This window comes from Streptomyces sp. NPDC019531 (genome assembly GCF_044903305.1).
Classification (GTDB): domain Bacteria; phylum Actinomycetota; class Actinomycetes; order Streptomycetales; family Streptomycetaceae; genus Streptomyces.
This window is the reverse complement of the sequence record NZ_JBJDQL010000005.1, coordinates 40867-65081: the sequence shown is the minus strand read 5'-3', so window position 1 is coordinate 65081 and position 24215 is coordinate 40867. Positions and strand designations below refer to the sequence as shown.

At 70.7% G+C, this 24215-nt stretch carries 22 protein-coding genes; 17 read left to right on the top strand and 5 right to left on the bottom strand.

Features of this window, described 5'->3' with window-relative positions; all coding sequences use genetic code 11:
- Positions 1 to 2: 2 nt before the first annotated feature.
- Positions 3 to 731 (bottom strand): MBL fold metallo-hydrolase, encoded by a 729-nt coding sequence (locus tag ACI2L1_RS08290; RefSeq protein ID WP_404738513.1) that lies wholly within the window; start codon positions 729 to 731, stop codon positions 3 to 5.
- 151 nt (positions 732 to 882) lie between these two features.
- Between ACI2L1_RS08290 and hrcA the strand changes: the two genes are divergently transcribed.
- The 5 genes from hrcA (at position 883) to ACI2L1_RS08265 (ending at position 5465) form a co-directional block, all read left to right on the top strand.
- A complete protein-coding gene (gene hrcA, locus ACI2L1_RS08285; RefSeq protein WP_404738512.1) occupies positions 883 to 1899 on the top strand; it encodes a heat-inducible transcriptional repressor HrcA in 1017 nt (338 codons plus the stop codon).
- Entirely contained in the window at positions 1900 to 3039 is a 1140-nt protein-coding gene (gene dnaJ / locus ACI2L1_RS08280) for a molecular chaperone DnaJ (RefSeq protein WP_007381949.1), read from the top strand.
- Positions 3040 to 3235: 196 nt separating this feature from the next.
- Positions 3236 to 4312 (top strand): nitronate monooxygenase, encoded by a 1077-nt coding sequence (locus ACI2L1_RS08275; RefSeq protein WP_404738511.1) that lies wholly within the window; start codon positions 3236 to 3238, stop codon positions 4310 to 4312.
- Complete coding sequence (locus tag ACI2L1_RS08270) at positions 4309 to 5055, top strand: 16S rRNA (uracil(1498)-N(3))-methyltransferase (RefSeq protein WP_404738510.1); 747 nt, start codon at positions 4309 to 4311, stop codon at positions 5053 to 5055. The genes ACI2L1_RS08275 and ACI2L1_RS08270 overlap by 4 nt, the downstream gene beginning before the upstream one ends.
- 17 nt (positions 5056 to 5072) lie before the next feature.
- On the top strand, positions 5073 to 5465 hold the full coding sequence (locus tag ACI2L1_RS08265) for a VOC family protein (protein ID WP_404738509.1): 393 nt from the start codon (positions 5073 to 5075) through the stop codon (positions 5463 to 5465).
- Here ACI2L1_RS08265 and ACI2L1_RS08260 read toward each other — a convergent pair.
- Positions 5407 to 5796 (bottom strand): hypothetical protein, encoded by a 390-nt coding sequence (locus ACI2L1_RS08260; protein ID WP_404738508.1) that lies wholly within the window; start codon positions 5794 to 5796, stop codon positions 5407 to 5409. The genes ACI2L1_RS08265 and ACI2L1_RS08260 overlap by 59 nt on opposite strands.
- An 81-nt stretch (positions 5797 to 5877) precedes the next feature.
- Between ACI2L1_RS08260 and ACI2L1_RS08255 the strand changes: the two genes are divergently transcribed.
- From ACI2L1_RS08255 to ACI2L1_RS08235, 5 genes are read left to right on the top strand one after another with little or no spacing between them, the layout of a single operon-like run.
- Positions 5878 to 6411 (top strand): hypothetical protein, encoded by a 534-nt coding sequence (locus ACI2L1_RS08255; RefSeq protein WP_404738507.1) that lies wholly within the window; start codon positions 5878 to 5880, stop codon positions 6409 to 6411.
- Positions 6412 to 6456: 45 nt separating this feature from the next.
- Positions 6457 to 9672: a S41 family peptidase gene (locus tag ACI2L1_RS08250; RefSeq protein WP_404738506.1), complete on the top strand. Its 3216-nt coding sequence runs from the start codon at positions 6457 to 6459 to the stop codon at positions 9670 to 9672.
- Positions 9673 to 9704: 32 nt separating this feature from the next.
- On the top strand, positions 9705 to 10058 hold the full coding sequence (locus tag ACI2L1_RS08245; RefSeq protein WP_404738505.1) for a histidine triad nucleotide-binding protein: 354 nt from the start codon (positions 9705 to 9707) through the stop codon (positions 10056 to 10058).
- Positions 10059 to 10064: 6 nt separating this feature from the next.
- Positions 10065 to 10970 (top strand): ribonuclease Z, encoded by a 906-nt coding sequence (locus tag ACI2L1_RS08240; RefSeq protein WP_404738504.1) that lies wholly within the window; start codon positions 10065 to 10067, stop codon positions 10968 to 10970.
- A 20-nt stretch (positions 10971 to 10990) separates the two neighbouring features.
- Complete coding sequence (locus ACI2L1_RS08235; RefSeq protein WP_404738503.1) at positions 10991 to 11980, top strand: adenosine deaminase; 990 nt, start codon at positions 10991 to 10993, stop codon at positions 11978 to 11980.
- A gap of 93 nt (positions 11981 to 12073) precedes the next feature.
- On the opposite strand, the gene ACI2L1_RS08230 is transcribed toward ACI2L1_RS08235, so the two are convergent.
- Positions 12074 to 12880, bottom strand: a complete 807-nt coding sequence (locus tag ACI2L1_RS08230) for an IclR family transcriptional regulator (protein ID WP_404738502.1) — start codon at positions 12878 to 12880, stop codon at positions 12074 to 12076.
- Positions 12881 to 13028: 148 nt separating this feature from the next.
- Here ACI2L1_RS08230 and ACI2L1_RS08225 point away from each other — a divergent pair, with 148 nt between their 5' ends.
- Together ACI2L1_RS08225 and ACI2L1_RS08220 are read left to right on the top strand one after the other, a co-directional pair.
- A complete protein-coding gene (locus tag ACI2L1_RS08225) occupies positions 13029 to 14318 on the top strand; it encodes a glucarate dehydratase family protein (protein ID WP_404738501.1) in 1290 nt (429 codons plus the stop codon).
- Between the two features lie 225 nt (positions 14319 to 14543).
- Complete coding sequence (locus tag ACI2L1_RS08220; RefSeq protein WP_404738710.1) at positions 14544 to 15656, top strand: carbohydrate kinase family protein; 1113 nt, start codon at positions 14544 to 14546, stop codon at positions 15654 to 15656.
- A gap of 523 nt (positions 15657 to 16179) precedes the next feature.
- Here the strand turns inward: ACI2L1_RS08220 and ACI2L1_RS08215 are convergent.
- Complete coding sequence (locus tag ACI2L1_RS08215) at positions 16180 to 16902, bottom strand: FAD binding domain-containing protein (protein ID WP_404738500.1); 723 nt, start codon at positions 16900 to 16902, stop codon at positions 16180 to 16182.
- Between the two features lie 252 nt (positions 16903 to 17154).
- Here ACI2L1_RS08215 and ACI2L1_RS08210 point away from each other — a divergent pair, with 252 nt between their 5' ends.
- From ACI2L1_RS08210 to ACI2L1_RS08195, 4 genes are read left to right on the top strand one after another with little or no spacing between them, the layout of a single operon-like run.
- Positions 17155 to 19293 (top strand): PhoH family protein, encoded by a 2139-nt coding sequence (locus tag ACI2L1_RS08210; RefSeq protein ID WP_404738499.1) that lies wholly within the window; start codon positions 17155 to 17157, stop codon positions 19291 to 19293.
- A gap of 13 nt (positions 19294 to 19306) precedes the next feature.
- Positions 19307 to 19804: an rRNA maturation RNase YbeY gene (gene ybeY / locus ACI2L1_RS08205; protein ID WP_404738498.1), complete on the top strand. Its 498-nt coding sequence runs from the start codon at positions 19307 to 19309 to the stop codon at positions 19802 to 19804.
- Positions 19801 to 21099, top strand: coding sequence for a hemolysin family protein (locus ACI2L1_RS08200; protein ID WP_404738497.1), 1299 nt, complete (start codon positions 19801 to 19803; stop codon positions 21097 to 21099). The genes ybeY and ACI2L1_RS08200 overlap by 4 nt, the downstream gene beginning before the upstream one ends.
- The gene (locus ACI2L1_RS08195; protein WP_404738496.1) at positions 21096 to 21455 is read left to right on the top strand and encodes an MmcQ/YjbR family DNA-binding protein; all 360 of its coding nucleotides are present in this window, start codon (positions 21096 to 21098) and stop codon (positions 21453 to 21455) included. Before ACI2L1_RS08200 ends, ACI2L1_RS08195 begins: the two co-directional genes overlap by 4 nt.
- Here ACI2L1_RS08195 and ACI2L1_RS08190 read toward each other — a convergent pair.
- Positions 21417 to 22850, bottom strand: coding sequence for an MFS transporter (locus ACI2L1_RS08190; protein WP_404738495.1), 1434 nt, complete (start codon positions 22848 to 22850; stop codon positions 21417 to 21419). The two genes, ACI2L1_RS08195 and ACI2L1_RS08190, sit on opposite strands and share 39 nt — an antisense overlap.
- Positions 22851 to 22996: 146 nt before the next feature.
- Here ACI2L1_RS08190 and ACI2L1_RS08185 point away from each other — a divergent pair, with 146 nt between their 5' ends.
- Positions 22997 to 23812: a helix-turn-helix transcriptional regulator gene (locus tag ACI2L1_RS08185; RefSeq protein ID WP_404738709.1), complete on the top strand. Its 816-nt coding sequence runs from the start codon at positions 22997 to 22999 to the stop codon at positions 23810 to 23812.
- Positions 23813 to 24215 lie beyond the last annotated feature (403 nt).

Sequence of the window (24215 nt, the reverse complement as noted above, 5' to 3'; positions counted from 1 at the left end):
CACTACGACACGCCGAAACGCGTGGCCAGCGCGTCCCGCTGCGCCCGCACGAAGGCCGCGTCCACCACCGCTCCGTGACCGGGCACGTACAGTGCGTCCTCGCCGCCCAGGTCAAGGAGGCGGTCCAGGGCGGCGGGCCAGTGCGGCGGTACGGCGTCCGGGCCCGCCTGCGGTTCGCCGGACTCCTCGACCAGATCGCCGCAGAAGACCACCTCGGGGGAGCCGGGGACGAGGACCACCAGATCGTGGGCCGTGTGGCCGGGGCCGACGTTCGCCAGCAGGACCTGCCGGCCGGCGCCCAGGTCGAGCGTCCACTCGCCGGAGACCTGATGCCGGGGGGAGACGAGGGCGTCCACCGCCTCGTCGGCGAGCCGGGGGTCCAGTCCGTTGCGCACCGCGTCCGCCCGCAGTTCCGCGCGGCCCAGCCGCCCCGCCAGCACCGTCTCCACGCCCACCGCGCCGAACACCTCCGCCCCCGCGAACGCCGCCGCACCGAACGCATGGTCGAAGTGGGGGTGGGTGAGCGCGAGATGGGTCACACGGTGACCGGCGAGTTCCTCGGCCTGGGTGCGCAGGAGCGCCCCCTCCGCGAGGCCGGAGCCGGAATCGATCATCAGGGCTGTGCCCTCGCCGATCACCAGGCCCGCCGTGCAGTCCCAGCCGGGCAGCCGACACCGCCCCACCCCGGTCGCGACCCGCTCCCACCCGAGCTCTTCCCAAGTCACCGTCATACCGCGACGCTAGCCGTACAACCCGTCATGCCAGGACCAGCCTTGCCCTGGGAGTACCCCACCGCCGTACACTGGCCGGGGAGCGCTGGCACTCGGACGGACAGAGTGCCAGGCGAGGTGACGAGGGACCGACTTTCTGGAGGTGTGCGCGATGCTGAGTGAACGCAGGCTCCAGGTGTTGCGCGCCATCGTCCAGGACTATGTCGGCACCGAGGAGCCGGTCGGCTCGAAGGCCCTCACCGAGCGGCACAACCTCGGAGTCTCCCCGGCGACCGTGCGCAACGACATGGCGGCCCTGGAGGACGAGGGGTTCATCGCCCAGCCGCACACCAGCGCCGGGCGGATCCCGACCGACAAGGGGTACCGCCTCTTCGTCGACAAGCTCGCCGGCGTCAAGCCGATGACCGCGCCCGAGCGGCGCGCGATCCAGAACTTCCTCGACGGCGCGGTCGACCTCGACGACGTCGTGGCGCGGACCGTGCGGCTGCTCGCGCAGCTCACCCGGCAGGTCGCGGTCGTGCAGTACCCGTCCCTTACCCGCTCGACCGTGCGGCATGTGGAACTGCTCGCGCTCGCCCCCGCACGTCTGATGCTCGTGCTGATCACGGACACCGGCCGGGTCGAGCAGCGCATGGTCGACTGCCCGGCGCCCTTCGGGGAGGCCTCGCTGGCCGATCTGCGGGCGCGGCTCAACAGCCGGGTCGCGGGGCGCCGGTTCGCCGATGTGCCCCGGCTGGTCGAGGACCTGCCCGAGGCGTTCGACGTCGAGGATCGGGGTACGGTCGCGACAGTGCTCTCCACCCTCCTGGAGACACTCGTCGAGGAGAACGAGGAGCGGTTGATGATCGGCGGCACCGCCAATCTCACCCGCTTCGGACATGACTTTCCCCTCACCATCCGGCCCGTCCTGGAGGCCCTTGAGGAGCAGGTCGTGCTCCTCAAACTCCTTGGTGAGGCCGGGGATTCGGGCATGACCGTACGTATTGGTCATGAGAACGCCTACGAGGGACTCAACTCCACTTCCGTGGTGTCGGTCGGCTACGGTTCGGGCGGCGAGGCAGTCGCCAAGCTCGGCGTGGTCGGACCGACCCGCATGGATTACCCGGGAACGATGGGAGCGGTACGCGCAGTGGCACGGTACGTCGGACAGATCCTGGCGGAGTCGTAAGTGGCCACGGACTACTACGCCGTTCTCGGCGTGCGCCGCGACGCGTCGCAGGATGAGATCAAGAAGGCGTTCCGTCGGCTCGCACGCGAGCTGCACCCGGACGTCAACCCGGATCCGAAGACCCAGGAGCGGTTCAAGGAGATCAACGCCGCTTACGAGGTGTTGTCGGACCCGCAGAAGAAGCAGGTCTACGACCTCGGCGGCGACCCGCTCTCGCAGGCCGGCGGCGGTGGCGCGGGCGGCTTCGGAGCCGGTGGGTTCGGGAACTTCTCGGACATCATGGACGCGTTCTTCGGTACGGCGTCGCAGCGGGGTCCGCGCTCGCGCACCCGGCGCGGCCAGGACGCGATGATCCGGCTGGAGATCGAGCTCGACGAGGCGGCCTTCGGCACGACGAAGGACATCCAGGTCGACACGGCGATCGTCTGCACCACCTGCAGTGGTGAGGGTGCGGCGCCGGGGACCTCCGCCCAGACGTGTGACATGTGCCGCGGCCGCGGTGAGGTGTCGCAGGTGACGCGGTCCTTCCTGGGCCAGGTCATGACCTCGCGGCCGTGTCCGCAGTGCCAGGGCTTCGGCACCGTGGTCCCGACCCCGTGCCCGGAGTGTGCCGGCGACGGCCGGGTCCGCTCGCGCCGCACGCTCACGGTCAAGATCCCGGCCGGTGTCGACAACGGCACGCGGATCCAGCTCGCGGGTGAGGGCGAGGTCGGTCCCGGTGGCGGTCCCGCCGGTGACCTCTACGTCGAGATCCACGAACTCCCGCACTCGCAGTTCCAGCGGCGCGGCGACGATCTGCACTGCACGGTCACGCTCCCGATGACGGCGGCGTCGCTCGGCACGAAGGTGCCGCTGGAGACGCTGGACGGCATGGAGGAGGTCGACATTCGGCCCGGTACCCAGTCCGGCCAGTCGATCCCGCTGCACAGCCGGGGCGTCACCCACCTGCGCGGCGGCGGCCGGGGCGACCTCATCGTCCACGTCGAGGTCCAGACCCCGACGAAGCTGGACCCGGAGCAGGAACGCCTCCTGCGCGAGCTGGCGAAGCTCCGGGGCGAGGAACGGCCCACTGGGCAGTTCCAGCCCGGGCAGCAAGGGCTGTTCTCGCGGTTGAAGGATGCGTTCAACGGTCGTACGTGAGGTGCGGGGTGGCTGCCGGGGGTCCGGGGGTCGGCCCCCGGGTAGGCACTGTCAGCCCGGGCAGCAAGGGCTGTTCTCCCGGTTGAAGGATGCGTTCAACGGTCGCACGTGAGCCGAGTTCACCATGGGTGCCCGTGGCCTATGCCATGGGAAGGGCGGATTCGGACTTGTTCGGAGGACGTGACAACATGCCGTCATGTCCTCCGCACTGACCGATCTCTTCCCTCATCCGATCGTGCAGGCCCCCATGGCGGGCGGCGTCTCCGTGCCGCGGCTCGCCGCCGCCGTGTCCGATGCGGGCGGGCTCGGGTTCCTCGCCGCCGGGTACAAGACGGCCGACGGGGTGTACCAGGAGATCAAGCAGCTGCGCGGGCTGACCGGCCGGCCCTTCGGCGTCAACCTCTTCATGCCGCAGCCCGAGTATGCCGACCCGGCAGCTGTGGAGGTCTACGCCCACCAGCTGGCCGGCGAGGCCACCTGGTACGAGACGGAGCTCGGCGACCCCGACAGCGGACGTGACGACGGCTACGACGCCAAGCTCGCCGTCCTGCTCGACAACCCCGTGCCGGTGGTCTCCTTCCACTTCGGCATCCCGACCGGGGACGCCCTGGAGTCGCTGCGCCGCGCCGGAACCCTCACCCTGGTCACCGCGACCACTCCCGAGGAAGCCCTCGCCGTCCAGTACGCGGGCGCCGACGCCGTCATCGCCCAGGGCGTGGAGGCCGGCGGCCATCAGGGCACCCACCGGGACATCCCCGAGCAGGACGGTTCCGGCCTCGGCCTGCTGTCCCTGGTCGCACAGATCCGCGAGACCGTGACCATCCCGGTCGTCGCCGCCGGCGGCATCATGCGCGGCAGCCAGATCGCCGCCGTCCTCGCCGCCGGTGCGAGCGCTGCCCAGCTCGGCACGGCGTTCCTCGCCACCCACGAGTCCGGCGCCCACGACGTGCACAAGCAGGCACTGACCAACCCGCTCTACGTCCACACCGAGTTGACCCGCGCATTCTCCGGCCGCCCCGCCCGTGGCCTGGTCAACCGCTTCCTGCGCGAGCACGGCCCGTACGCGCCCGCCGCCTACCCCGAGGTCCACCACCTCACCTCCCCGCTCCGCAAGGCCGCCGCCAAGGCCGGTGACGCGCAGGGGATGGCGCTGTGGGCCGGACAGGGCCACCGCCTGGCGCGCGACCTGCCCGCGGGACGGCTCGTGGAGTTCCTCGCAGCCGAACTCGCGGACGCTCAGACAGCGTTGTCGACCAAGGGAGGCCTGCGATGACCGCGCCGGTGTTCGTGGTCGAGCACTTCGACTCCGACCGTCACGAGTACGTCCTGGACGGCCCCGAGGGCCGCCACGCGGTCTCCGTGAAGCGGCTGGAGCCCGGCGAGGAGGTCGTCCTCACCGACGGCGCCGGACGCCACGCGGTGTGCGACGTGATCCGCAGCGAGGGCAAGGACCGGCTGGTCGTCCATCTGGGCTCGATCACCGAGGAGCCCGAGCCCGCCCCCCGTATCACCGTCGTCCAGGCCCTCCCCAAAGGCGACCGAGGCGAACTCGCCGTCGAGACCATGACCGAGGTCGGCGTTGACGCCGTGGTGCCCTGGCAGGCCGCCCGCTGCATCACCCAGTGGAAGGGCGATCGGGGGCTGAAGGCGCTCGGCAAGTGGCGGGCCACCGCCCGCGAGGCCGGCAAGCAGTCCCGCCGGGTCCGCTTCCCGGAGATCGCGGACGCGGCAACGACCAAACAGGTTGCGGCACTTCTCGCCAAAGCCGACTTCGCCGCGGTACTGCACTCCGACTTCGAGCGCGGCAGCGAGCCGCTGGCCACCGCCGAACTCCCCGCCGAGGGTGAGATCGTGCTGGTCGTCGGTCCCGAAGGGGGCGTCGCCAAGGACGAGTTGGCGCTCTTCGAGGAGGCGGGTGCGCGTGCCTACGTCCTCGGGCCCACGGTGTTGCGGACCTCGACCGCGGGGACCGCGGCGACCGCCCTGCTCCTCGGCCGCACCGGCCGCTGGTCCTGACCCCTGGAAGGACGGCTGTGGAACTCGCCCAAGTACGCCTGCTCGTCACCGACTTCGCCGCCTGCTACCGCTTCTACGCCGAAGTGCTGGGCCTCAAGCCCCAGTCGGGGGCGACGGGCGGGCCGTACGAGAAGTTCAGCCCCGCCACCGGCGCGGCGGGCATCGCCCTCCAGGACCGCTCGATGATGGCGGAGGTCCTGAACGAACTGGGCGACACGGCCACCGGCCACCGCTCCCTGGTGGTGCTCCGCGTCGACGACCTGGACACCTACTGCGAGCAGATCACCACCCGCGGCGCCACCCTGCTGCACGGCCCCGCCCCCATGACCGACCGTATGCGCGTGGCCCACCTCAGGGACCCGGAGGGCAACCTGGTGGAGTTGCAGGAGTGGCTGCTGCTGCGCGGCTGAGCACCGCGTCGAACAGGTCCCAGCCGTCCAACTCGGCCGCTCCGGGCAGGAGTCCGCGCTCGGTCGCCTCGTCGACGAGACGGCGTACGGTACCGGGCTCGTTCAGGTTGAGCGACCTGCCGGGGCCGGTCGCCACAAAGCCGTCGTGTGCGTAGCAGCAGGAGATGCCCCGGCCCGCGCCCTGCCGGAAGACGATCCGGGTGCGGACCCCGTCGAGGACCAGGTTGAGCACATCGCGGCAGACGTCGCCGTCCCGGTGCTTGTGCCGGAAGCTCCATATGTAGGTGCGGTCGTCCACGACGAGCCTTCTCGCCGCACGGTACTTACGCATCCGCCCACCGTAGCCCGACCGGCGCGCGAGTGTCCGTATGCGCCCTACCGTCCCGGGCGGGACAGTGGCAGGCTGCCCTCCATGGTGGCGTTGAGACAGATCTGGCGTCGGCCGCGGGGAGTACGAGTGGCGGGCGGAGTGACCCTTGCCGTGATCGCCGTCGGCGGTGCCGTCGCCTGCGATCCGACCGGCGTGGTCAGTTCGGCGACCGTCTCGTACACCACCGACCAGCTGGTCACCAAGGAGCTGAACCGGCAGAAGGCCGACGTGAGTTGGCTGACCTGCACGGCCTCCTACGACAACGGGGACCAGACGCCCAGTTCCACGGTGAACACCGTCGCCACCGTCAATTGCGAGGGGAAGACGAAGGACGGCCAGGACATCACCGTCAAGGGCAAGGTGACCCGGACCGTCAGCGGGGCGTGTGTGCGCGGGGACCTGACCGCCACGGTGGGCGGCAGGCAGTGGTTCCACGTGGAGGGACTCGGGAACTGCAACGCGACCCCCACCCCGCCGGTCAACAACCCCCAGCAGCCCGGACCCACCGTCACCGTGACCGTCACGAAGACGATCTGGTGCAAGAACGACCCGCAGTGCTGGCCCGACGGCAAGTGATCGAAACCCCTGTGCACGGGGACCGCGCGTGCATAGGGTGATCGGGTGACACAGCCTGCGACGTCTGCATATCTCCGGTTTCCGCATCCGCAGGGCGAGTTGGTCGCCTTCACCGCCGAGGACGACGTGTGGGTCGCGCCGCTCGACGGCGGGCGTGCCTGGCGGGTCAGCGCGGACAACGTCCCGGTCACCCACCCCCGCATCTCGCCCGACGGCAGCACCGTCGCCTGGACCTCCACCCGCGACGGCGCCCCCGAGGTGCACATCGCTCCGGTCGACGGCGGACCGGGCAGGAGGCTGACCCACTGGGGCAGTTCCCGTACCCAGGTACGCGGCTGGACCCCGGACGGCGAGGTCCTCGCGATCACCACCCATGGCCAGGCCAGCCTGCGCCGCAGCTGGGCGCACACCGTCCCGCTCGACGGCGGACCCGGCACCACCCTGCCGTACGGGCCCGTCGGCCATGTCGCCCACGGCCCCGCGACCGTGATCCTCTCCGCTCCCATGGGCCGGGAGGCCGCCTGGTGGAAGCGGTACCGGGGCGGTACGGCAGGGAAGTTGTGGATCGACCGCGACGGCGACGGCGAGTTCGTACGGCTGCACGACGACCTGGACGGAAACCTGGAGTACCCCGTGTGGGCGGGGGAGCGGATCGCCTTCCTCTCCGACCACGAGGGCACCGGAGCCGTCTACTCCTCCCTCGCCGACGGCTCCGACCTACGGCGGCACACCCCCCTCGACGGCTACTACGCCCGGCACGCCTCCGGTGACGGCACCCGGATCGTCTACACCTGTGCCGGTGAACTCTGGCTCCTCGACGACCTCGACGGCGCCGAACCGCGCCTCCTGGACGTCCGGCTCGGCGGACAGCGCGCCGACCGGCAGCCGTTCCCGGTGAACGCCGCCCACTGGTTCGGCTCGGCCGCCCCCGACCACACCGCGCGCGGCAGCGCGGTCGCCGTGCGCGGAGCCGTCCACTGGGTCACCCACCGCTCGGGCCCGGCCCGCGCGCTCGCCGCCGAACCCGGCGTCCGGGCCCGGCTGCCGCGCACCTTCCGCACGGAGGGCGAGGAATGGGTGGTGTGGGTGACGGACGCGGAGGGCGACGACGCCCTGGAGTTCGCGCCCGCCACCGGCCTCGCCCCCGGCGCCACCCCGCGCCGCCTCGCCGCCGGACAGCTCGGCCGCGTCCTGGGCCTCGCGATGGCCCCCGACGGCAGCAGGGCCGCGGTCGCCGCGCACGACGGCCGCGTCCTGCTCGTCGAGCGGGAGACCGGCGAGGTCCGCGAGGTCGACCGCAGCGAGGACGGCGACGTACGCGGCCTGACCTTCTCGCCCGACTCGGCCTGGCTCGCCTGGTCGCACCCCGGCCCGGGTCCCCTCTCTCAGTTGAGGCTCGCCAACACCACCGACCTCTCGGTCACCGAGGCCACACCCCTGCGCTTCCAGGACTACGCCCCCGCCTTCACCCTCGACGGCAAGCACCTGGCCTTCCTCTCCAACCGCGCCTTCGACCCGGTCTACGACGAGCACGTCTTCGACCTGGCCTTCGTGGTCGGCGACCGCCCGCACCTGATCACCCTGGCCGCGACGACCCCGTCGCCCTTCGGCCCGCAGCGGCACGGCCGTCCCTTCGAGGCCCCCGACAAGGACGAGACCCCCGACAGCGAGGGCACCCCGGCCACCCGTATCGACCTCGAAGGCCTCGCCGACCGGATCGTGCCCTTCCCGGTCGAGGCCGGCCGCTACTCCAACCTGCGCGCGGCCAAGGACGGTGTCCTGTGGCTGCGGCACCCCGTCCAGGGTGTCCTCGGCTCCTCCCGGGCCACCCCGGACGACCCCGACCCCAAGACCGACCTCCAGCGCTATGACCTCGCCCAGCAGCGCCTGGAGCACCTCGCCACGGACGCCGACCACTTCGCCGTCAGCGGCGACGGCAAACGGGTGCTGTTGTGGACCGACGGCCGGCTGAAGGTCGTACCGAGCGACCGGCGTGCCTCCAACGACGACGACAGCGACACGAACATCAGCGTCGACCTCGGCCGGATCCGCCAGACCGTCGATCCGTCGGCCGAGTGGCGGCAGATGTACGAGGAGACCGGCCGCATCATGCGGGACCAGTTCTGGCGGCCCGACATGAGCGGCGTCGACTGGAACGGCGTCCTGGACCGCTACCGCCCGGTCCTGGACCGCCTGGCCACCCACGACGACCTCGTCGACCTCCTCTGGGAGGTGCACGGCGAACTCGGCACCTCCCACGCCTACGTCACCCCCCGCGGCGGCCACGGCCACGGCCCCCGCCAGGGTCTCCTCGGCGCCGACATCTCCCGCCACGAGGACGGCCCCCAGGGATCGGCGCAGTGGCGCATCGACCGCATCCTGCCGACCGAGACCTCCGACCCCGACGCCCGCTCCCCGCTGGCCGCACCCGGCGCGGCGGTCCGGGCCGGGGACGCGATCGTCGCGGTCGGCGGCCACCCCGTCGACCCGGTCACCGGCCCCGGCCCGCTCCTGGTCGGCACGGCGGGCAAGCCGGTCGAGCTCACCATCTCCCCCTCCGGCGGCGGCGACCTACGGCACGCGGTCGTCGTACCGATCTCCGACGAGGAGCCGCTGCGCTACCACGCCTGGGTCGCCGACCGCCGTGCCTATGTCCACGAGAAGTCGGGCGGCCGCCTCGGCTATCTGCACGTCCCCGACATGCAGGCCCCCGGCTGGGCCCAGATCCACCGTGACCTGCGGGTGGAGGTGGCCCGCGAGGGCCTGGTCGTCGACGTCCGCGAGAACAGGGGCGGCCACACCTCCCAGCTGGTCGTGGAGAAGCTGGCCCGCAGGATCGTCGGCTGGGCGCTGCCGCGGGGGATGCGGCCGTACAGCTACCCGAGGGACGCGCCTCGTGGCCCCGTCGTCGCCGTGGCCAACGAGTTCTCGGGCTCGGACGGTGACATCGTCAGCGCGGCGATCAAGGCGCTGGGGATCGGACCGGTGGTGGGCACGCGGACCTGGGGCGGGGTCATCGGCATCGACAGCCGCTATCGCCTGGTCGACGGCACGCTGATCACCCAGCCGAAGTACGCGTTCTGGCTTGAGGGTTACGAGTGGGGCGTGGAGAACCACGGGGTGGACCCGGACGTGGAGGTGCCGCAGAGGCCTCAGGACTACGCGGCGGGGAGGGACGCGCAGCTGGACGAGGCGGTGCGGATCGCGCTGGAGGCGCTGGAGGCCAGTCCTGCGAAGATTCCACCGACTCTGCCTCGTTAAGATGCCTCAGGACCTCATACGGAAGGAACACAATGGCTGGGGAACCCCAGGACGACTGCCTGTTCTGCAAGATCGTCGCAGGTCGGATCCCGGCGACCATCGTCCGTGAGACGGACACCACCGTCGCCTTCCGTGACATAAACCCCCAGGCCCCCACCCACGTCCTCGTGATCCCCAAGGCCCACTACGAGAACGCCGCCGTCCTCGCCTCCGCCGCCCCGGAACTCGCCGCAGACGTCCTGCGGGAGACCCAGGCCGTCGCCGACGACGAGAAGCTGGAGAGCTACCGCACCGTCTTCAACACCGGCAGCGGCGCCGGCCAGACCGTCTGGCACGCCCACGCCCACGTGGTCGGCGGCCGCGGCCTCCAGTGGCCCCCCGGGTAACTCCCCGTGTCCGTACGTGAGTTGGTCGTCCTCGGCACAGCCAGCCAGGTCCCCACCAGGCACCGCAACCACAACGGCTACCTGCTGCGCTGGGACGGCGAGGGCATCCTCTTCGACCCCGGCGAGGGCGCCCAGCGCCAGATGCTGCGCGCCGGGGTCGCCGCCCACGACCTGAACCGGATCTGCGTCACCCACTTCCACGGCGACCACTCCCTCGGCCTCGCCGGGGTGATCCAGCGCATCAACCTCGACCGGGTCCCGCACGAGGTCACCGCCCACTACCCGAAGTCGGGGCAGCGCTTCTTCGACCGGCTGCGGTACGCGACGGCGTACCGGGAGACGGTCCCGCTCACCGAGGCACCGGTCGCCGCGGACGGTGTGATCGCACGGGCCGGCGGCTACACCCTGGAGGCCCGCAGGCTCTCGCACCCCGTCGAGTCCTACGGCTACCTCCTCACCGAACCCGACGGCCGCCGCATGCTCCCCGACCGTCTCGCCGCGCACGGCATCAAGGGCCCCGAGGTCGGACGGCTCCAGCGAGAAGGCTCCGTGAACGGCGTCTCCCTCGACGACGTCAGTGAGATCCGCCACGGCCAGCGGTTCGCGTTCGTCATGGACACCCGCCTCTGCGACGGCGTCCACGCCCTCGCGGACGGCGTCGACATGCTCGTCATCGAGTCGACCTTCCTCGACGAGGACGAGCAACTCGCCGTGGAACACGGACATCTGACGGCAGGTCAGGCAGCGGGAGTGGCCCGCGACGCCGGTGTACGGCATCTCGTGCTCACGCACTTCAGCCAGCGCTACTCCGAGCCGGCGGAGTTCGAACGGCAGGCGCGGGCCGCCGGGTACGAGGGTGAGCTGACCGTGGCCCACGACCTTCTGAGGGTTCCGGTTCCGAAACGGCGATAGAGCAGCCGTACGATGCTTTGATGCCCATCCCCAAAGCTGAACTGCACCTGCACATCGAAGGCACCCTGGAGCCGGAGCTGGCCTTCGAGCTGGCCGCGCGCAACCGGGTGGAACTGCCGTACGCCTCCACGGACGAGCTCCGCAAGGCGTACGACTTCGAGGACCTCCAGTCCTTTCTGAACCTGTACTACGAGCTCATGGCCGTCCTGCGCACCGAGCGCGACTTCGAGGACCTGGCGAACGCGTATCTCGCCCGGGCCGCCGCGCAGGGGGTGCGGCACGCGGAGATCTTCTTCGACCCGCAGGCGCACATCGCCCGGGGCGTGGAGATGGGGACGGTCGTCGAGGGGCTGTGGCGGGCGCTGGGCAACAGCGAGGCCGTACACGGCGTCTCCACCCAGCTGATCATGTGCTTCCTGCGGGACGAGTCCGCGGAGTCCGCCCTGGAGACCCTTGAGGCCGCGAAGCCGTATCTCGACCGGATCGTCGGGGTCGGGCTCGACTCCGCCGAGGTGGGGCATCCGCCGGTGAAGTTCCGCGAGGTGTACGAGGCCGCTGCGGGGCTGGGGCTGCGGCGGGTGGCGCACGCCGGGGAGGAGGGGCCGTCGGAGTACGTCGTCGAGGCGCTGGATGTGCTCGGGGTGGAGCGGATCGACCACGGGCTGCGGTGCATGGAGTCTCCGGAGCTGGTGGAGCGGCTGGTGCGGGACCGGGTTCCGCTGACTCTGTGTCCCTTGTCCAATGTGCGGCTTCGTACGGTTGATGTGCTGGCCGACCATCCGCTGCCCGCGATGCTGGATGCGGGGTTGATGTGCACGGTGAACTCCGACGACCCGGCCTACTTCGGGGGGTATGCGGGGGACAACTTCGAGGCCGTACGGAAGACGCTCGGACTCACCGAGGAACGGTTGCGCGAGCTGGCCCGGAATTCCTTCGTCGCGAGCTTTCTGGAACACGACGAGGAACTGCGCGAGCGGTATCTGGCCGAGGTTGAGGCGTACGAGTTCTGAAGTACCCCAAGGGGCGCGGGCCGTATCGATGTGCGGCTCCGCCGCGTGGGCGCGATCAGGGTGAAGTCGACCCGGTTGCGGTGAAGCACCTCACTACTGACGCCAGTGGGGGGCGCCTCCCGCGCCCGGCGCGGTCGCCTCGATCCTGCCTCTGATCTCGCGCATCACGGCGATGATCTGCTGCTCGTGTTCCGGCGTCAGGCGGGCGACCGGGACCGAGCAGCTGATGGCGTCCTGGGCGGGGGAGTCGTAGCGCAGGCAGAAGCCGAAGCCGACGATGCCGAGGACGCCCTCCTCGCGGTCGACCGAGTAGCCCCGGGCGCGTACCTCGGCGAGGTCGGTCAGCAGGGAGTCGCGGGTGGTGTGGGAGTTCGGGGTGAGTGCCTCGTACGGCCCTTCGGGGAGCCTCTCGTCAGGCCACTCGGCCAGCAGCGCCTTGCCCAGCGCGCCCACGTGCGCGGGCAGGCGGCGGCCCACCCTGCTGATCGTCCGCAGGTATTCGTGCGACTCGCGCGTCGCCAGATACGCCACGTCCCGGCCGTCGAGCCGGCCCAGGTGGATCGTCTCGCCCAGCGCCTGGGACGCCTCGTCGAGATACGGCCGTACGACCCGGACGCGCGGGTCGGAGTCCAGATAACTGGTGCCGGTGAGCAGGGCGTGGATACCGATGCCGTAGAGCGAACCGGTGGCGTCCGTGCGCACCCAGCCGCGCGAGATCAGGGTCTGGAGCAGCGCGTACATCGAGCTGCGCGGCACCTCCAGTGCGTCCGCCAGCTCCTGGAGTCGTGCCGGGCGGTCGCCGCGCGCGGCCAGCAGTTCGAGGAGCTCGACCGTGCGGGCCGCCGACTTCACCTCGCGGACGCCCCCGGTCTCCGGGCGCTCGCCCCCTGTCTCCGACATGGGCCGATCGTAATCGGCCCATCAAACCCCGCGCCGACCCATTGACGGGCTCGGTTCGCATATCTAGTCTCCATCTTCATACGTAGATGAAGTCCATGTGGGGAGATGGACCGAGTGTCCGGGTACGCGACCTCGTAGGAGCCGCACTGTGAACCTCACGATCACCGACGTCCGTCTGACGCCGATCCTCGTCGCCGACCCGCCGCTGCTGAACACGCAAGGCGTGCATCAGCCGTACACGCCCCGGCTGATCGTCGAGGTGGAGACCGCGGACGGGGTGACGGGGGTCGGGGAGACGTATGGGGACACCAAGTACCTGGAGCTGGCACGGCCGTTCGCACAGAAGTTGATTGGCCGTCAGGTCGGCGACCTGAACGGGCTGTTCACCGTCGCGGACCAGGTGGCCGTCGACTCCTCCCGAGTCTCCGGGCAGGTCGACGTCGGGGGACTGCGGGGCGTGCAGACCGCCGACAAGCTGCGGTTGTCGGTGGTCTCCGGGTTCGAGGTCGCCTGTCTCGACGCGCTGGGCAGGGCCCTCGGGCTGCCGGTGCACATGCTGCTCGGCGGCAAGGTGCGGGACGCGGTGGATTACAGCGCGTATCTGTTCTACAAGTGGGCCTCTCATCCTGAGCAGGTCGCCTCCGAGAACGACGACTGGGGAGCGGCCGTCGATCCTGCGGGGATCGTCGAGCAGGCCCGGTTGTTCACCGAGCGGTACGGCTTCACGTCCTTCAAGCTGAAGGGCGGGGTCTTTCCGCCGGACGAGGAGATCGCGGCGGTCAGGGCTCTCGCCGAGGCGTTTCCCGGGCTTCCGTTGCGGCTTGATCCCAACGGGGCCTGGAGCGTGGCCACTTCGCTGAAGGTGGCACAGGAGCTCGGGGACGTCCTGGAGTATCTGGAGGATCCCGCGCTCGGGATCGCGGCCATGGCGGAGGTGTCCGCCGGGACCGGTGTGCCGCTTGCCACCAACATGTGTGTGACCACCTTCGCCGAGATCAAGGAGGCGTTCGGGCGGGATGCCGTCCAGGTGGTGCTCTCGGATCACCACTACTGGGGTGGGTTGCGGAACACCCAGCAACTCGCCGCGATCTGCCGGACGTTCGGGGTGGGGGTGTCCATGCACTCCAACACGCATCTCGGGATCTCGCTGGCCGCGATGACGCACGTGGCGTCGACCGTGCCGAATCTTCACCATGCCTGTGACTCGCACTATCCGTGGCAGTCGGAGGATGTGCTCACCGAGCGGATGAGGTTCGAGGGCGGGAAGGTCACCGTGTCCGACGCGCCCGGGCTCGGTGTCGAACTCGATCGGGAGAAGGTGGAGTTCCTGCATCGGCGGTGGCTCGACGACGACGGGTCGCTTCGGGAGCGGGATGATGCGGCGGCGATGCGGGTTGCCGAGCCGGGGTGGGTCACTCCCGCTGTGCCTCGCTGGTAGCGGTGCCTCACCGGTGGTCGGGGGACTTTTTTGCCCCGCCGCCCCTACCCGTCCCGTCCTCCAGGGGCTGCCGCCCCTTCGACCCCGCTTCCAGGGGGCTCTGCCCCCTGGACCCCCGCTCCTCAAACGCCGGAGGGGCTGATTCCGGCGACAGCCGACGTCGGCGAAGATCCGGGTGGTGTGGTGCAGACTGGCCTGATCGGCACCACGTTCAGGGAGCTCACCGTGATCGCGTCCAACGGGAAAGGCCGCCAGTGTCAGGCCCAGGTCGATCCCCTCGCCGCCGTGCGCACACCCGACGATCCGCCCTGGGACGTCTACCTCACCGGCACCGTCTTCCTCGACATCATCTTCACCGGGCTCGACTCCGCCCCGGTACGCGGGACCGAGTCCTGGGCGCGCGGGATGGGGTCCAGCCCCGGCGGTGTGGCCAACATGGCCACGGCCCTGGCGCGCCTCGGGCTGCGCACCTCGATGGCCGCGGCCTTCGGCGACGACCACTACGGCGAATACTGCTGGGACGCCCTTGAGCAGGGCGAGGGCATCGACCTCTCCCCGTCGCGCAGCGTCCCCGGCTGGCACTCCTCGGTCACCGTCTCCATGGCCTACGAGGGCGAGCGCACCATGGTCTCCCACGGTCACGAGCCGCCCCCGGAGCAGCCCGCGCCGAACTGCCCCCCACGCGCGCGTGCGGCGGTGGCCTCGCTGGAGCCCGGCAAGCGCGCCCCCTGGATCGCCCAGGCCGCGAGCCACGGCACCCGTATTTTCGCCGACGTCGGCTGGGACGAGACCGGTGTGTGGGACCTCGCGGGCCTCGCCGACCTCGAACACTGCGAGGCCTTCCTGCCGAACGCGCAGGAGGCCATGCGGTACACCGGCGCCGCCTGTCCCCGGGAGGCAGCACACGCCCTCACCGAGCATGTGCCGCTCGCCGTGGTGACGCTGGGAGCGGAGGGCGCGTACGCCGTGGACCGGCGGACCGGGGAGACCGCCGAGGTCCCGGCCATCGAGGTGGAGGCGCTCGACCCGACCGGCGCCGGGGACGTCTTCGTGGCCGGCTTCGTCACCGGCACCCTGGCGGACTGGCCGCTCGCTGACCGCCTGGCCTTCGCCGGCCTGACCGCCGCGCTCTCCGTCCAGGAGTTCGGCGGCTCCCTGTCCGCCCCCGGCTGGTCCGAGATCGGCGCCTGGTGGCGCAAGGTCCAGTCGGTCGACTCCCAGGACCCGACGGCGCTGCGACGGTACGCCTTCCTGGCGGACCTGGTCCCGGAGGAGGAGGCCCCGGCCTGGCCCCTGCGCAGAGCGGTACCGACGATCGGCTTCGGCAGATCGGCCTGAGGGACGGGGAGCGGGGCGGTCGTATCGCCGCTGGTCGGTCCGTCCGGTCGGTGCGTCTGCGCGGTGCGTCTGCGCGGTGCGTTTGTGCGGTGCGTTTGTGCGGTGCGTTTGTGCGGTGCGTTTGTGCGGTGCGTCGGGCGGGGTGGTGCGAAGGTATCGGCGGTCGGGGTCTGCGCGGTGCGTCGGGCGGGGTGGTGCGAGGGTGTCGGCGGTCGGGGCGAGCCGGGTTGCTGCTCCGGCGTCGGTGGCCGATGTTTGTGCGGTGCGTCGGCGGGGTGGTGCGAGGGTGTCGGCGGTCGGGGCGAGCCGGGTTGCTGCTCCGGCGTCGGCGGCCGCGACCGTGGCCTCGCGGGTCTCCCAGGGTTCGGGAATCTCCGCCTTGGGGATCCGCCGCGCGCCCGTCCGGCTGTGCACGGCTCGCCGTCGGGCGGTGTCGGCGGGGCCGCGGCCACACACAGCAGCTGCCGGCCTTCGCCCAGCAGCCCTCGTCTGCCCGCACGCGGCCTGACGTCCGGTCGGCCCGTCAGCGCTCGGCGGCACGCTCCAGCACCGAGGCCACCTGCTCCCGGACCACCTCACGGGCCTCCGCGGGCAGTGCCCCGATCGCCGTACCGCTCAACGCGTCGAGCACGCTCTCCGCGTCCGTGTCACAGGGCACGCTCTCGCTCAGGAACTCGTAGCCGTCGCGGACCGCGACGCGCAGGACGCGGCCGCCCTCCTCGGTCGAGTGCACCGCCGTGGCGACGACCAGCGGCGGCGGGCCGCCCGGGGCCTCGGACACCTTGAGGTAGCCGCTGACCAGCGGTTCGTCCCAGTGCAGGCTCAGCAGCAGCGGCTTCTTCGCGAGCAGCTCGGCGAGGTCGGTCTCGAAGGGGCCCTCCGCCGCCAGCACCTGCGCGCGGGCGTTCAGGACGAGCGCCGCTGGCAGCAGACAGCGCAGGGTGCTGCCGACGATGTTCCCGCCGACCGTGGCGGTCCGGCGCACGGCCCCGGTACCGATGCCGGACGCGGCCAGGCGCAGCACCTCAGGAACCCGCTCGTCGATCCGGTGCAGCAGGACCGCCGCCCCGACCTCCCCGGCTCCGAGGACGTTCGCCTGCGGCACCTCGCGCAGCGAAACGGCCTGCTCGGGGAAGCCGTCGCGTTGCCAGGCGGCCCACACGAGCGTGGCACCGCCAACGGGTATCGCTCCCTCGGTCAGGCACTCCTGTGCCTCCGACAGGGATGTGGGCAGACGCAACAGCACGGTCTTCCTGCTTTCTCCGTACGGACTTTTGGCCGACGCCGCCTTCGAGGTCATCGAACACGCGTGGCAGCAAGCGCAGTCTTCCCCCGTGCGCGGGGGGAGCATGCAGGGCTCACCGTTTCATTCAGGGCGCCCTCATCGTCGAAAAGCCCTACGGCGTTGTCAGTGCACCGTCGTACTCTTGGTGGTGCGAGGCCGCCCTCAGCGACGCGGCCGTGACGAGGAGGAACCGCAGGCCTTAAGCGCCGGCCCATGACTCAGACACCCACAGGTCACAGCCCCGCGCAGGGGCAGGCGAGAGCACAGTTCACCGTCCCCGCCCAGCACCCCATGGTCACGGTCCTGGGATCCGGTGACTCCCTTCTGCGCGTGATCGAGAAGGCCTTCCCGGCAGCCGACATCCATGTCCGGGGCAACGAGATCAGCGCTACCGGCGAGGCGGCCGACGTCGCCCTCGTGCAGCGCTTGTTCGACGAGATGATGCTGGTGCTCCGCACCGGACAGCCGATGACGGAGGACGCAGTGGAACGCTCGATCGCCATGCTGCGAGCGAGTGAGAACGGGACGAGCGACGGCCAGGAGACCCCGGCCGAAGTGCTCACACAGAACATCCTGTCCTCGCGCGGCCGCACCATCCGCCCCAAGACCCTCAACCAGAAGCGGTACGTCGACGCGATCGACAAGCACACGATCGTCTTCGGTATCGGCCCCGCCGGCACCGGCAAGACCTACCTCGCCATGGCCAAGGCGGTGCAGGCCCTCCAGTCCAAGCAGGTCAACCGCATCATCCTGACCCGGCCCGCCGTCGAGGCGGGAGAGCGACTCGGCTTCCTGCCGGGCACCCTCTACGAGAAGATCGACCCCTACCTGCGCCCGCTGTACGACGCGCTGCACGACATGCTGGACCCGGACTCGATTCCGAAGTTGATGGCTTCGGGGACGATCGAGGTGGCGCCGCTGGCATATATGAGGGGCCGCGCACAACCGATCTTCACCAACGTCCTCACACCGGACGGCTGGCGGCCCATCGGTGACCTCCAGGTCGGCGACCTGGTCATCGGCTCGAACGGCGAGCCGACGCCGGTTCTCGGCGTCTATCCGCAGGGTGAGAGGGACATCTTCCGCGTCACTGCGCAGGACGGCTCCTGGACCCTGTGCTGTGGCGAGCACCTGTGGACGGTCCGCACGGCCTCGGACAAGCGCCGCAACAAGCCGTGGCGGGTCCTGGAGACCCAGGAGATGATCGGCAGTCTGCGTGCGGCGCATGCCCGTCGGTACGAGCTGCCGATGCTGACGGCCCCGGTGCGCTTCCCCGAGCAGGACGTGCCGATGGACGCATACGCTCTGGGCCTCCTCCTCGGCGACGGTTGCCTGACCGGCTCCACCACGCCTTCGTTCTCGACGGAGGACCGCGAGCTGGCCGAGGCTCTCGAAGCCGTGCTACCGGGTGTTGCGCTACGGCACCGTGGCGGTCCGGACTACGTACTGAACCGGGTCAAGTCGCCGGGCGACGTGGTCACTCTGGAGAACCCGGTCACGCGTGTGCTGCGTGAACTGGACCTGCTCCGGACCCGTTCGCACACCAAGTTCATTCCGGACGCCTACCTGTACAACTCGGCCGAGGTACGGCTGGCCGTTCTCCAGGGGCTCCTGGATTCGGACGGTGGCCCCGTGACCCAGGCGGACCGCACCTGCCGCATTCAGTACACGACGACGTCGATCCTGCTTCGTGACGATGTGATCTCGCTGGTGCAGTCGTTGGGCGGCGTCGCGTACACCCGTCGGCGGGCCGCTGCCGGGCACAAGCCGGGTCTCGCGAAGGGGCGGGAGGTCGAACACCGGCACGACGCCCACATCGTCGACATCCGCCTCCCTGAAGGCATCGAACCCTTCCGCCTCGCCCGCAAGGCGGAGAAGTACCACGCGGCCGGAGGTGGCGGACGTCCGATGCGGTTCATCGACAGCATCGAGCCCGCAGGCAGGGAGGAGACCGTGTGTATCCAGGTGGCCGCCGAGGACTCGCTGTACGTCACCCAGGACTACCTGCTGACGCACAACACCCTCAATGACGCCTTCATCATCCTGGACGAGGCCCAGAACACCTCCCCCGAGCAGATGAAGATGTTCCTGACCCGGCTCGGGTTCGACTCGAAGATCGTCATCACCGGTGATGTGACGCAGGTCGACCTGCCCAACGGGACCAAGTCGGGGCTGCGGCAGGTGCAGGACATCCTGGAGGGGCTGGACGACGTGCACTTCTCCCGGCTGTCGTCGCAGGATGTCGTCCGGCACAAGCTGGTCGGCCGTATCGTCGACGCGTACGAGAAGTACGACACCGAGAACGGTACGGAGAACGGCACCCACAAGGGCGGCCGGAACAAGCGGAAGTAGACAAGCCAGCACCATGTCGATCGACGTCAACAACGAGTCCGGAACCGAGGTCGACGAGCAGGCGATCCTCGACATCGCCCGTTACGCGCTCGCGAGGATGCGCATCCACCCGCTCTCCGAGCTCTCGGTGATCGTCGTGGACGCCGACGCCATGGAGCAGCTGCACATCCAGTGGATGGACCTGCCGGGGCCCACCGACGTCATGTCGTTCCCGATGGACGAGCTCCGGCCGCCCAGCAAGGACGACGACGAGCCCCCGCAGGGCCTCCTCGGCGACATCGTGCTCTGTCCCGAGGTCGCCAAGAAGCAGGGCGAGGAGGCCGAGACGCAGCACTCCATGGACGAGGAGCTCCAACTGCTCGCCGTTCACGGGGTGCTGCACCTGCTCGGCTACGACCACGAGGAGCCGGACGAGAAGGCCGAGATGTTCGGCCTGCAGGCGGCCATCGTGGACGGGTGGCGGCAGGAGAAGGGGCTCACCGGCCCGTCCCCCGCGCCGACCGTCTCATGAGCCTGCCCCTCGTCTCCGGCGCGATCGCCCTGGTCGTCGTCGCGTGGCTCGCCGCCTGCGCGGAGGCGGGCCTCGCGCGCGTCTCCAGCTTCCGCGCCGAGGAGGCCGTACGCAACGGCCGGCGCGGCAGCGCCAAGCTCGCCCAGGTCGCCGCCGACCCGACCCGCTATCTCAACCTGGCGCTGCTGCTGCGCGTGGCCTGCGAGATGGCCGCGGCCGCGCTGGTCACCTACGCGTGCCTCCAGGAGTTCCCGGGCACCACCCGCGCTCTGCTGGTCGCGATCGGGGTGATGGTGCTCGTGTCGTATGTCGCCGTCGGTGTCTCGCCTCGCACCATCGGGCGTCAGCATCCCCTCAACACGGCGACCGCGGCGGCGTACGTCCTCGTCCCGCTGGCCCGGGTCATGGGCCCGATCCCGTCGTTGCTGATTCTCATCGGCAACGCCCTCACTCCCGGCAAGGGCTTCCGCCGCGGCCCGTTCGCCTCCGAGGCGGAGCTGCGCGCGCTGGTCGACCTCGCCGAGAAGGAGTCGCTGATCGAGGACGACGAGCGCCGGATGGTGCACTCGGTCTTCGAACTCGGCGACACGCTGGTGCGGGAGGTCATGGTGCCGCGCACCGATCTCGTCGTCATCGAGCGCTACAAGACGATCCGTCAGGCGCTGACCCTGGCGCTCAGGTCGGGTTTCTCGCGTATCCCGGTGACCGGGGAGAGCGAGGACGACGTCGTCGGGATCGTCTATCTGAAGGACCTGGTGCGCAAGACACACATCAGCCGGGACGCGGAGAGCGAGCTGGTGTCCACGGCGATGCGGCCCGCCGCCTTCGTGCCCGACACCAAGAACGCCGGCGATCTGCTGCGCGAGATGCAGCAGGACCGCAACCACGTCGCCGTCGTCATCGACGAGTACGGCGGCACGGCCGGCATCGTCACCATCGAGGACATCCTTGAGGAGATCGTCGGCGAGATCACCGACGAGTACGACCGCGAACTCCCGCCGGTGGAGGAGCTCGGCGACGACCGCCACCGGGTCACCGCCCGCCTCGACATCACCGACCTCGGCGAGCTGTACGGGCTCGACGAGTACGACGACGAGGACGTGGAGACTGTCGGCGGACTGCTTGCCAAGGCCCTGGGGCGGGTGCCCATCGCCGGGGCCTCCTCCGTCGTGGAGCTGCCGGACGGGCGTGCGCTGCGGCTGACAGCCGAGGCCGCCGCGGGGCGCCGGAACAAGATCGTGACGGTGCTGGTGGAGCCGGTGGACTCCGCGGAGAAGGAGACGAAGGAAGAGTGAACCCTCAGGAACTGCGCGCCCTTTGTCTGTCGTTCAACGCGGCGGTGGAGGACTTCCCGTTCAGCCCGGTGGTCTCGGTCTTCAAGGTGCTCGGCAAGATGTTCGCCCTGAGCTGGCTCGACGCGCGGCCCCTGAAGGTCAACCTGAAATGCGACCCGGAGGACGCGATCCGGCTGCGCACCGACCACCCCGGGCTGATCATCCCCGGGTACCACATGAACAAGCGCCACTGGAACACCGTCACGGTCGACGGCGAGCTCCCGGACCGTCTGATCCGGGAGCTCGTCGAGGACTCGTACGACCTGGTGGTGGCCGGTCTACCGCGCGCCGAGCGGCTCCGCCTCGACCGCCCCTGAGCGCACCCGCAGTCCCGTCGCGACCAGCACCGCCGCCGCCAGCACGATCACCGCGTCCAGGGCGAGGACCGTGTGGACGCCGGTCAGCAGGTCGTGGGAGGTGGTGGCGAGGACGCCGAGCAGTGGGATGCCGATCGTGAGGCCGACCTGCTGGGTCGAGGTGACCAGGCCGGTGGCCAGGCCCTGTTCCGCGTCCGGGACGCCGGAGGTGACCGTGACGCCGTACGAGATGATCGCGCCCAGGTGGCACATGCTGGCCAGGGAGACGGCGGCCGTGGCGAGCCACACCGACCAGCTCCCGGTGTCCAGGCCCAGCAGGGCGGCGATCAGGGCGCCCTGGCCGACGAGCGAGCCCACGAGCGTGCGGCGGGGGCCGAAGCGGCCGATGACCTTCGGGGCGTAGGTGCCGGCCACCGCCGAGAGGACGCCCTGGACGCCGAAGACCAGGCCGGTCTCGAAGGCGGACAGGTCCAGGACCTCCTGGAGGTAGAGGGTCAGTACGAAGACGACCGTCGACATCATCGAGAAAGTGACCAGACCGCCGATGTTGCCCCACGCCACCGTGCGGCGGCGCAGCATCGGCAGGGAGACCAGGGGCGCTTGGGTGCGGGACTCGACGGTCACGAAGGCGGCCAGCAGCAGGAGGCCCGTGATCAGGGTCGTGATGACGTCGGGGCGGGCGAAGCCGTGGTCGGCGGCGGTCGAGAGGGCGTAGATCAGGGAGAGCAGGCCGCCGGTGACGGTGATCGCGCCGGGGATGTCCAGGCGCGGGCGGTCCGGGGTGCGGGACTCCGGCAGCAGGCCGGGGGCGAGCGGCAGCACGATCAGGGCGAACACGGTGAGCAGGCCCATCGTGGAGCGCCAGCCGAGGGTGTCGGTCAGGGTGCCGCCGGCCACCATGCCGATGGTGAAGCCGAGCGAGAGCAGGGTGCCCGAGATGCCCAGGGCGCGGTCGCGGGCGGGGCCCTCGGGGAAGGTGGTCGTCAGCAGGGACATGCCGGTCGGCACGATCGCCGCCGCGCCGAGGCCCTGGAGGGCGCGTCCGGCGAGGAAGGACGCCGGGTCCCAGGCGAGGGTCGCGAGGAGGGAGGCGGCGCCGAACAGGGCAAGGCCGCTGAGGAACAGCTTCCGACGGCCGTACAGGTCTCCGATGCGGCCGAACAGGAGCAGGAAACCGCCGGACGGGAGCGCGAACGCCGTGACCGCCCATTGGAGGGCGGACTGGCTCATGCCGAGGTCGGCGCCGAGGACGGGCAGGGCGACGTTCAGGACGGAGAAGTCCAGCGCGACCATGAACTGGGCGGCGCACAGGACGAACAGGACGAGCTTGTCGCGCGTCGACAGCCGGGGGGTGTCGAGCGAATCGGGAGCGGGGCTTTTGGTGTCGATCGCCATGGGCAAGAGCCTGCGCGCGTCGGAATAGCAGTGGGGAGCGGCAAGTTGTGCTGGTGGTGGCACCACCAGGCAACCACGAGGGGGATGTGTTCGTGCCCGAGGTCGTACCCAAGAGTGAACGGCACCGTGAACTGCGCGAGTTCCTGATGAGCCGGCGGGCCCGGGTGTCGCCCACGGAGGCCGGGCTGCCGGACGGTGGGGCGCGGCGGCGGACGCCGGGGCTGCGGCGCGAGGAGGTCGCGGTGCTCGCCGGGGTGGGTGCCTCCTGGTACCAGTGGCTGGAGCAGGGGCGGGACATCTCCGTCTCCCCGCAGGTTCTGGACTCCGTCGGGCGGGTGCTGCGGCTCAGCAATGCCGAGCGGCGGCATCTGTACGTCCTCGCCGGTCTGAACCCGCCCGCGCCGGAGCCGGCCGCCGATCACGGCTGCGAGGGGCTGCGGCGGCTGATCGACGCGTGGATGCCGTATCCGGCGCACATCATGGACGCCTACTACAACTGCGTGATGTACAACGAAGCGGCCGGCTGGGTGCTGGGGATGCGGCCGGAGAACACACAGAACTGTCTCGTCGACTTCTTCATCGACCCGCTGTACCGGTCGCGATCGCACAGCTGGGAACAGAACGCGCGCACCGTCGTCGCCCAGTTCCGGGCGGCCGCCTCGGCGCGGCCGGACGACGAGGGGCTCCAGGAGGTGCTGGCCCAGCTGAAGTCGGCGAGCGCCGAGTTCACCGAGCTGTGGGAGCGGCGGGACATCCAGGACGCGGGGGTGATCCGCAAGGAGCTCGACCATCCGCTGGTCGGGCTGCTGTGCGTGGAGTCCACGGCGATGAAGGTGCCGGCGCGCTCCGATCTGACCGTCGTGCTGCACACCCCGCTGGACGAGGCGGGCACCGCGGCCAAGCTGGAGTGGCTGGCCTCACCGGAGGGGCGGCGGGGGGCGATGTATCCCGTGGCGGGGTGAGGTGGCGGGCGCGGGGTTGGGGGCCTCCAGTCGCGGCCGATGCCGTCCTGGCGGGCTGTGCGGTGAGGTGCGGCCGGCGTCCCTCTGCTGGGCGGGGCTCTCGGTGCGCCTGTGCTGTGCGGTGCCCGATCCGCGGGTCGTCTTCCCCACGGCGGGTGGCGCCTCCAGTCGCGGTCGACGTCCCCCCTGCGATGGGTGGTGTTCTTGCCACGGTGGGTCTTCCCCCGGCGGGCTGAGCCCCGCGCCGCGGCTGACGTCCCTCTGCTGAGCGGTGCCCCAAACCGTGGTTGGTCCCCCGGGAGGGCGGTGTCCTGAGTTGTGGTTGGTCCTCCGGGGGCGGTGTGCCCAGTCGTGGTTGGTCCCCCGGGAGGGCGGTGTCCTCAGCCGCTGTTGGTCCCCCGGG

What these genes read in the sequence shown, in the direction of transcription:
- ACI2L1_RS08200 (WP_404738497.1), top strand. Translation starts at nt 19,801, where the DNA reads ATGAGCCTGCCCCTCGTCTCCGGCGCGATCGCCCTGGTCGTCGTCGCG.
- ACI2L1_RS08290 (WP_404738513.1), bottom strand. Translation starts at nt 731, where the DNA reads ATGACGGTGACTTGGGAAGAGCTCGGGTGGGAGCGGGTCGCGACCGGG.
- ACI2L1_RS08255 (WP_404738507.1), top strand. Translation starts at nt 5,878, where the DNA reads ATGGTGGCGTTGAGACAGATCTGGCGTCGGCCGCGGGGAGTACGAGTG.
- ACI2L1_RS08210 (WP_404738499.1), top strand. Translation starts at nt 17,155, where the DNA reads ATGACTCAGACACCCACAGGTCACAGCCCCGCGCAGGGGCAGGCGAGA.
- ACI2L1_RS08190 (WP_404738495.1), bottom strand. Translation starts at nt 22,850, where the DNA reads ATGGCGATCGACACCAAAAGCCCCGCTCCCGATTCGCTCGACACCCCC.
- ACI2L1_RS08275 (WP_404738511.1), top strand. Translation starts at nt 3,236, where the DNA reads ATGTCCTCCGCACTGACCGATCTCTTCCCTCATCCGATCGTGCAGGCC.
- ybeY (WP_404738498.1), top strand. Translation starts at nt 19,307, where the DNA reads ATGTCGATCGACGTCAACAACGAGTCCGGAACCGAGGTCGACGAGCAG.
- ACI2L1_RS08260 (WP_404738508.1), bottom strand. Translation starts at nt 5,796, where the DNA reads ATGCGTAAGTACCGTGCGGCGAGAAGGCTCGTCGTGGACGACCGCACC.
- ACI2L1_RS08270 (WP_404738510.1), top strand. Translation starts at nt 4,309, where the DNA reads ATGACCGCGCCGGTGTTCGTGGTCGAGCACTTCGACTCCGACCGTCAC.
- ACI2L1_RS08245 (WP_404738505.1), top strand. Translation starts at nt 9,705, where the DNA reads ATGGCTGGGGAACCCCAGGACGACTGCCTGTTCTGCAAGATCGTCGCA.
- hrcA (WP_404738512.1), top strand. Translation starts at nt 883, where the DNA reads ATGCTGAGTGAACGCAGGCTCCAGGTGTTGCGCGCCATCGTCCAGGAC.
- ACI2L1_RS08230 (WP_404738502.1), bottom strand. Translation starts at nt 12,880, where the DNA reads ATGTCGGAGACAGGGGGCGAGCGCCCGGAGACCGGGGGCGTCCGCGAG.
- ACI2L1_RS08235 (WP_404738503.1), top strand. Translation starts at nt 10,991, where the DNA reads ATGCCCATCCCCAAAGCTGAACTGCACCTGCACATCGAAGGCACCCTG.
- ACI2L1_RS08185 (WP_404738709.1), top strand. Translation starts at nt 22,997, where the DNA reads ATGAGCCGGCGGGCCCGGGTGTCGCCCACGGAGGCCGGGCTGCCGGAC.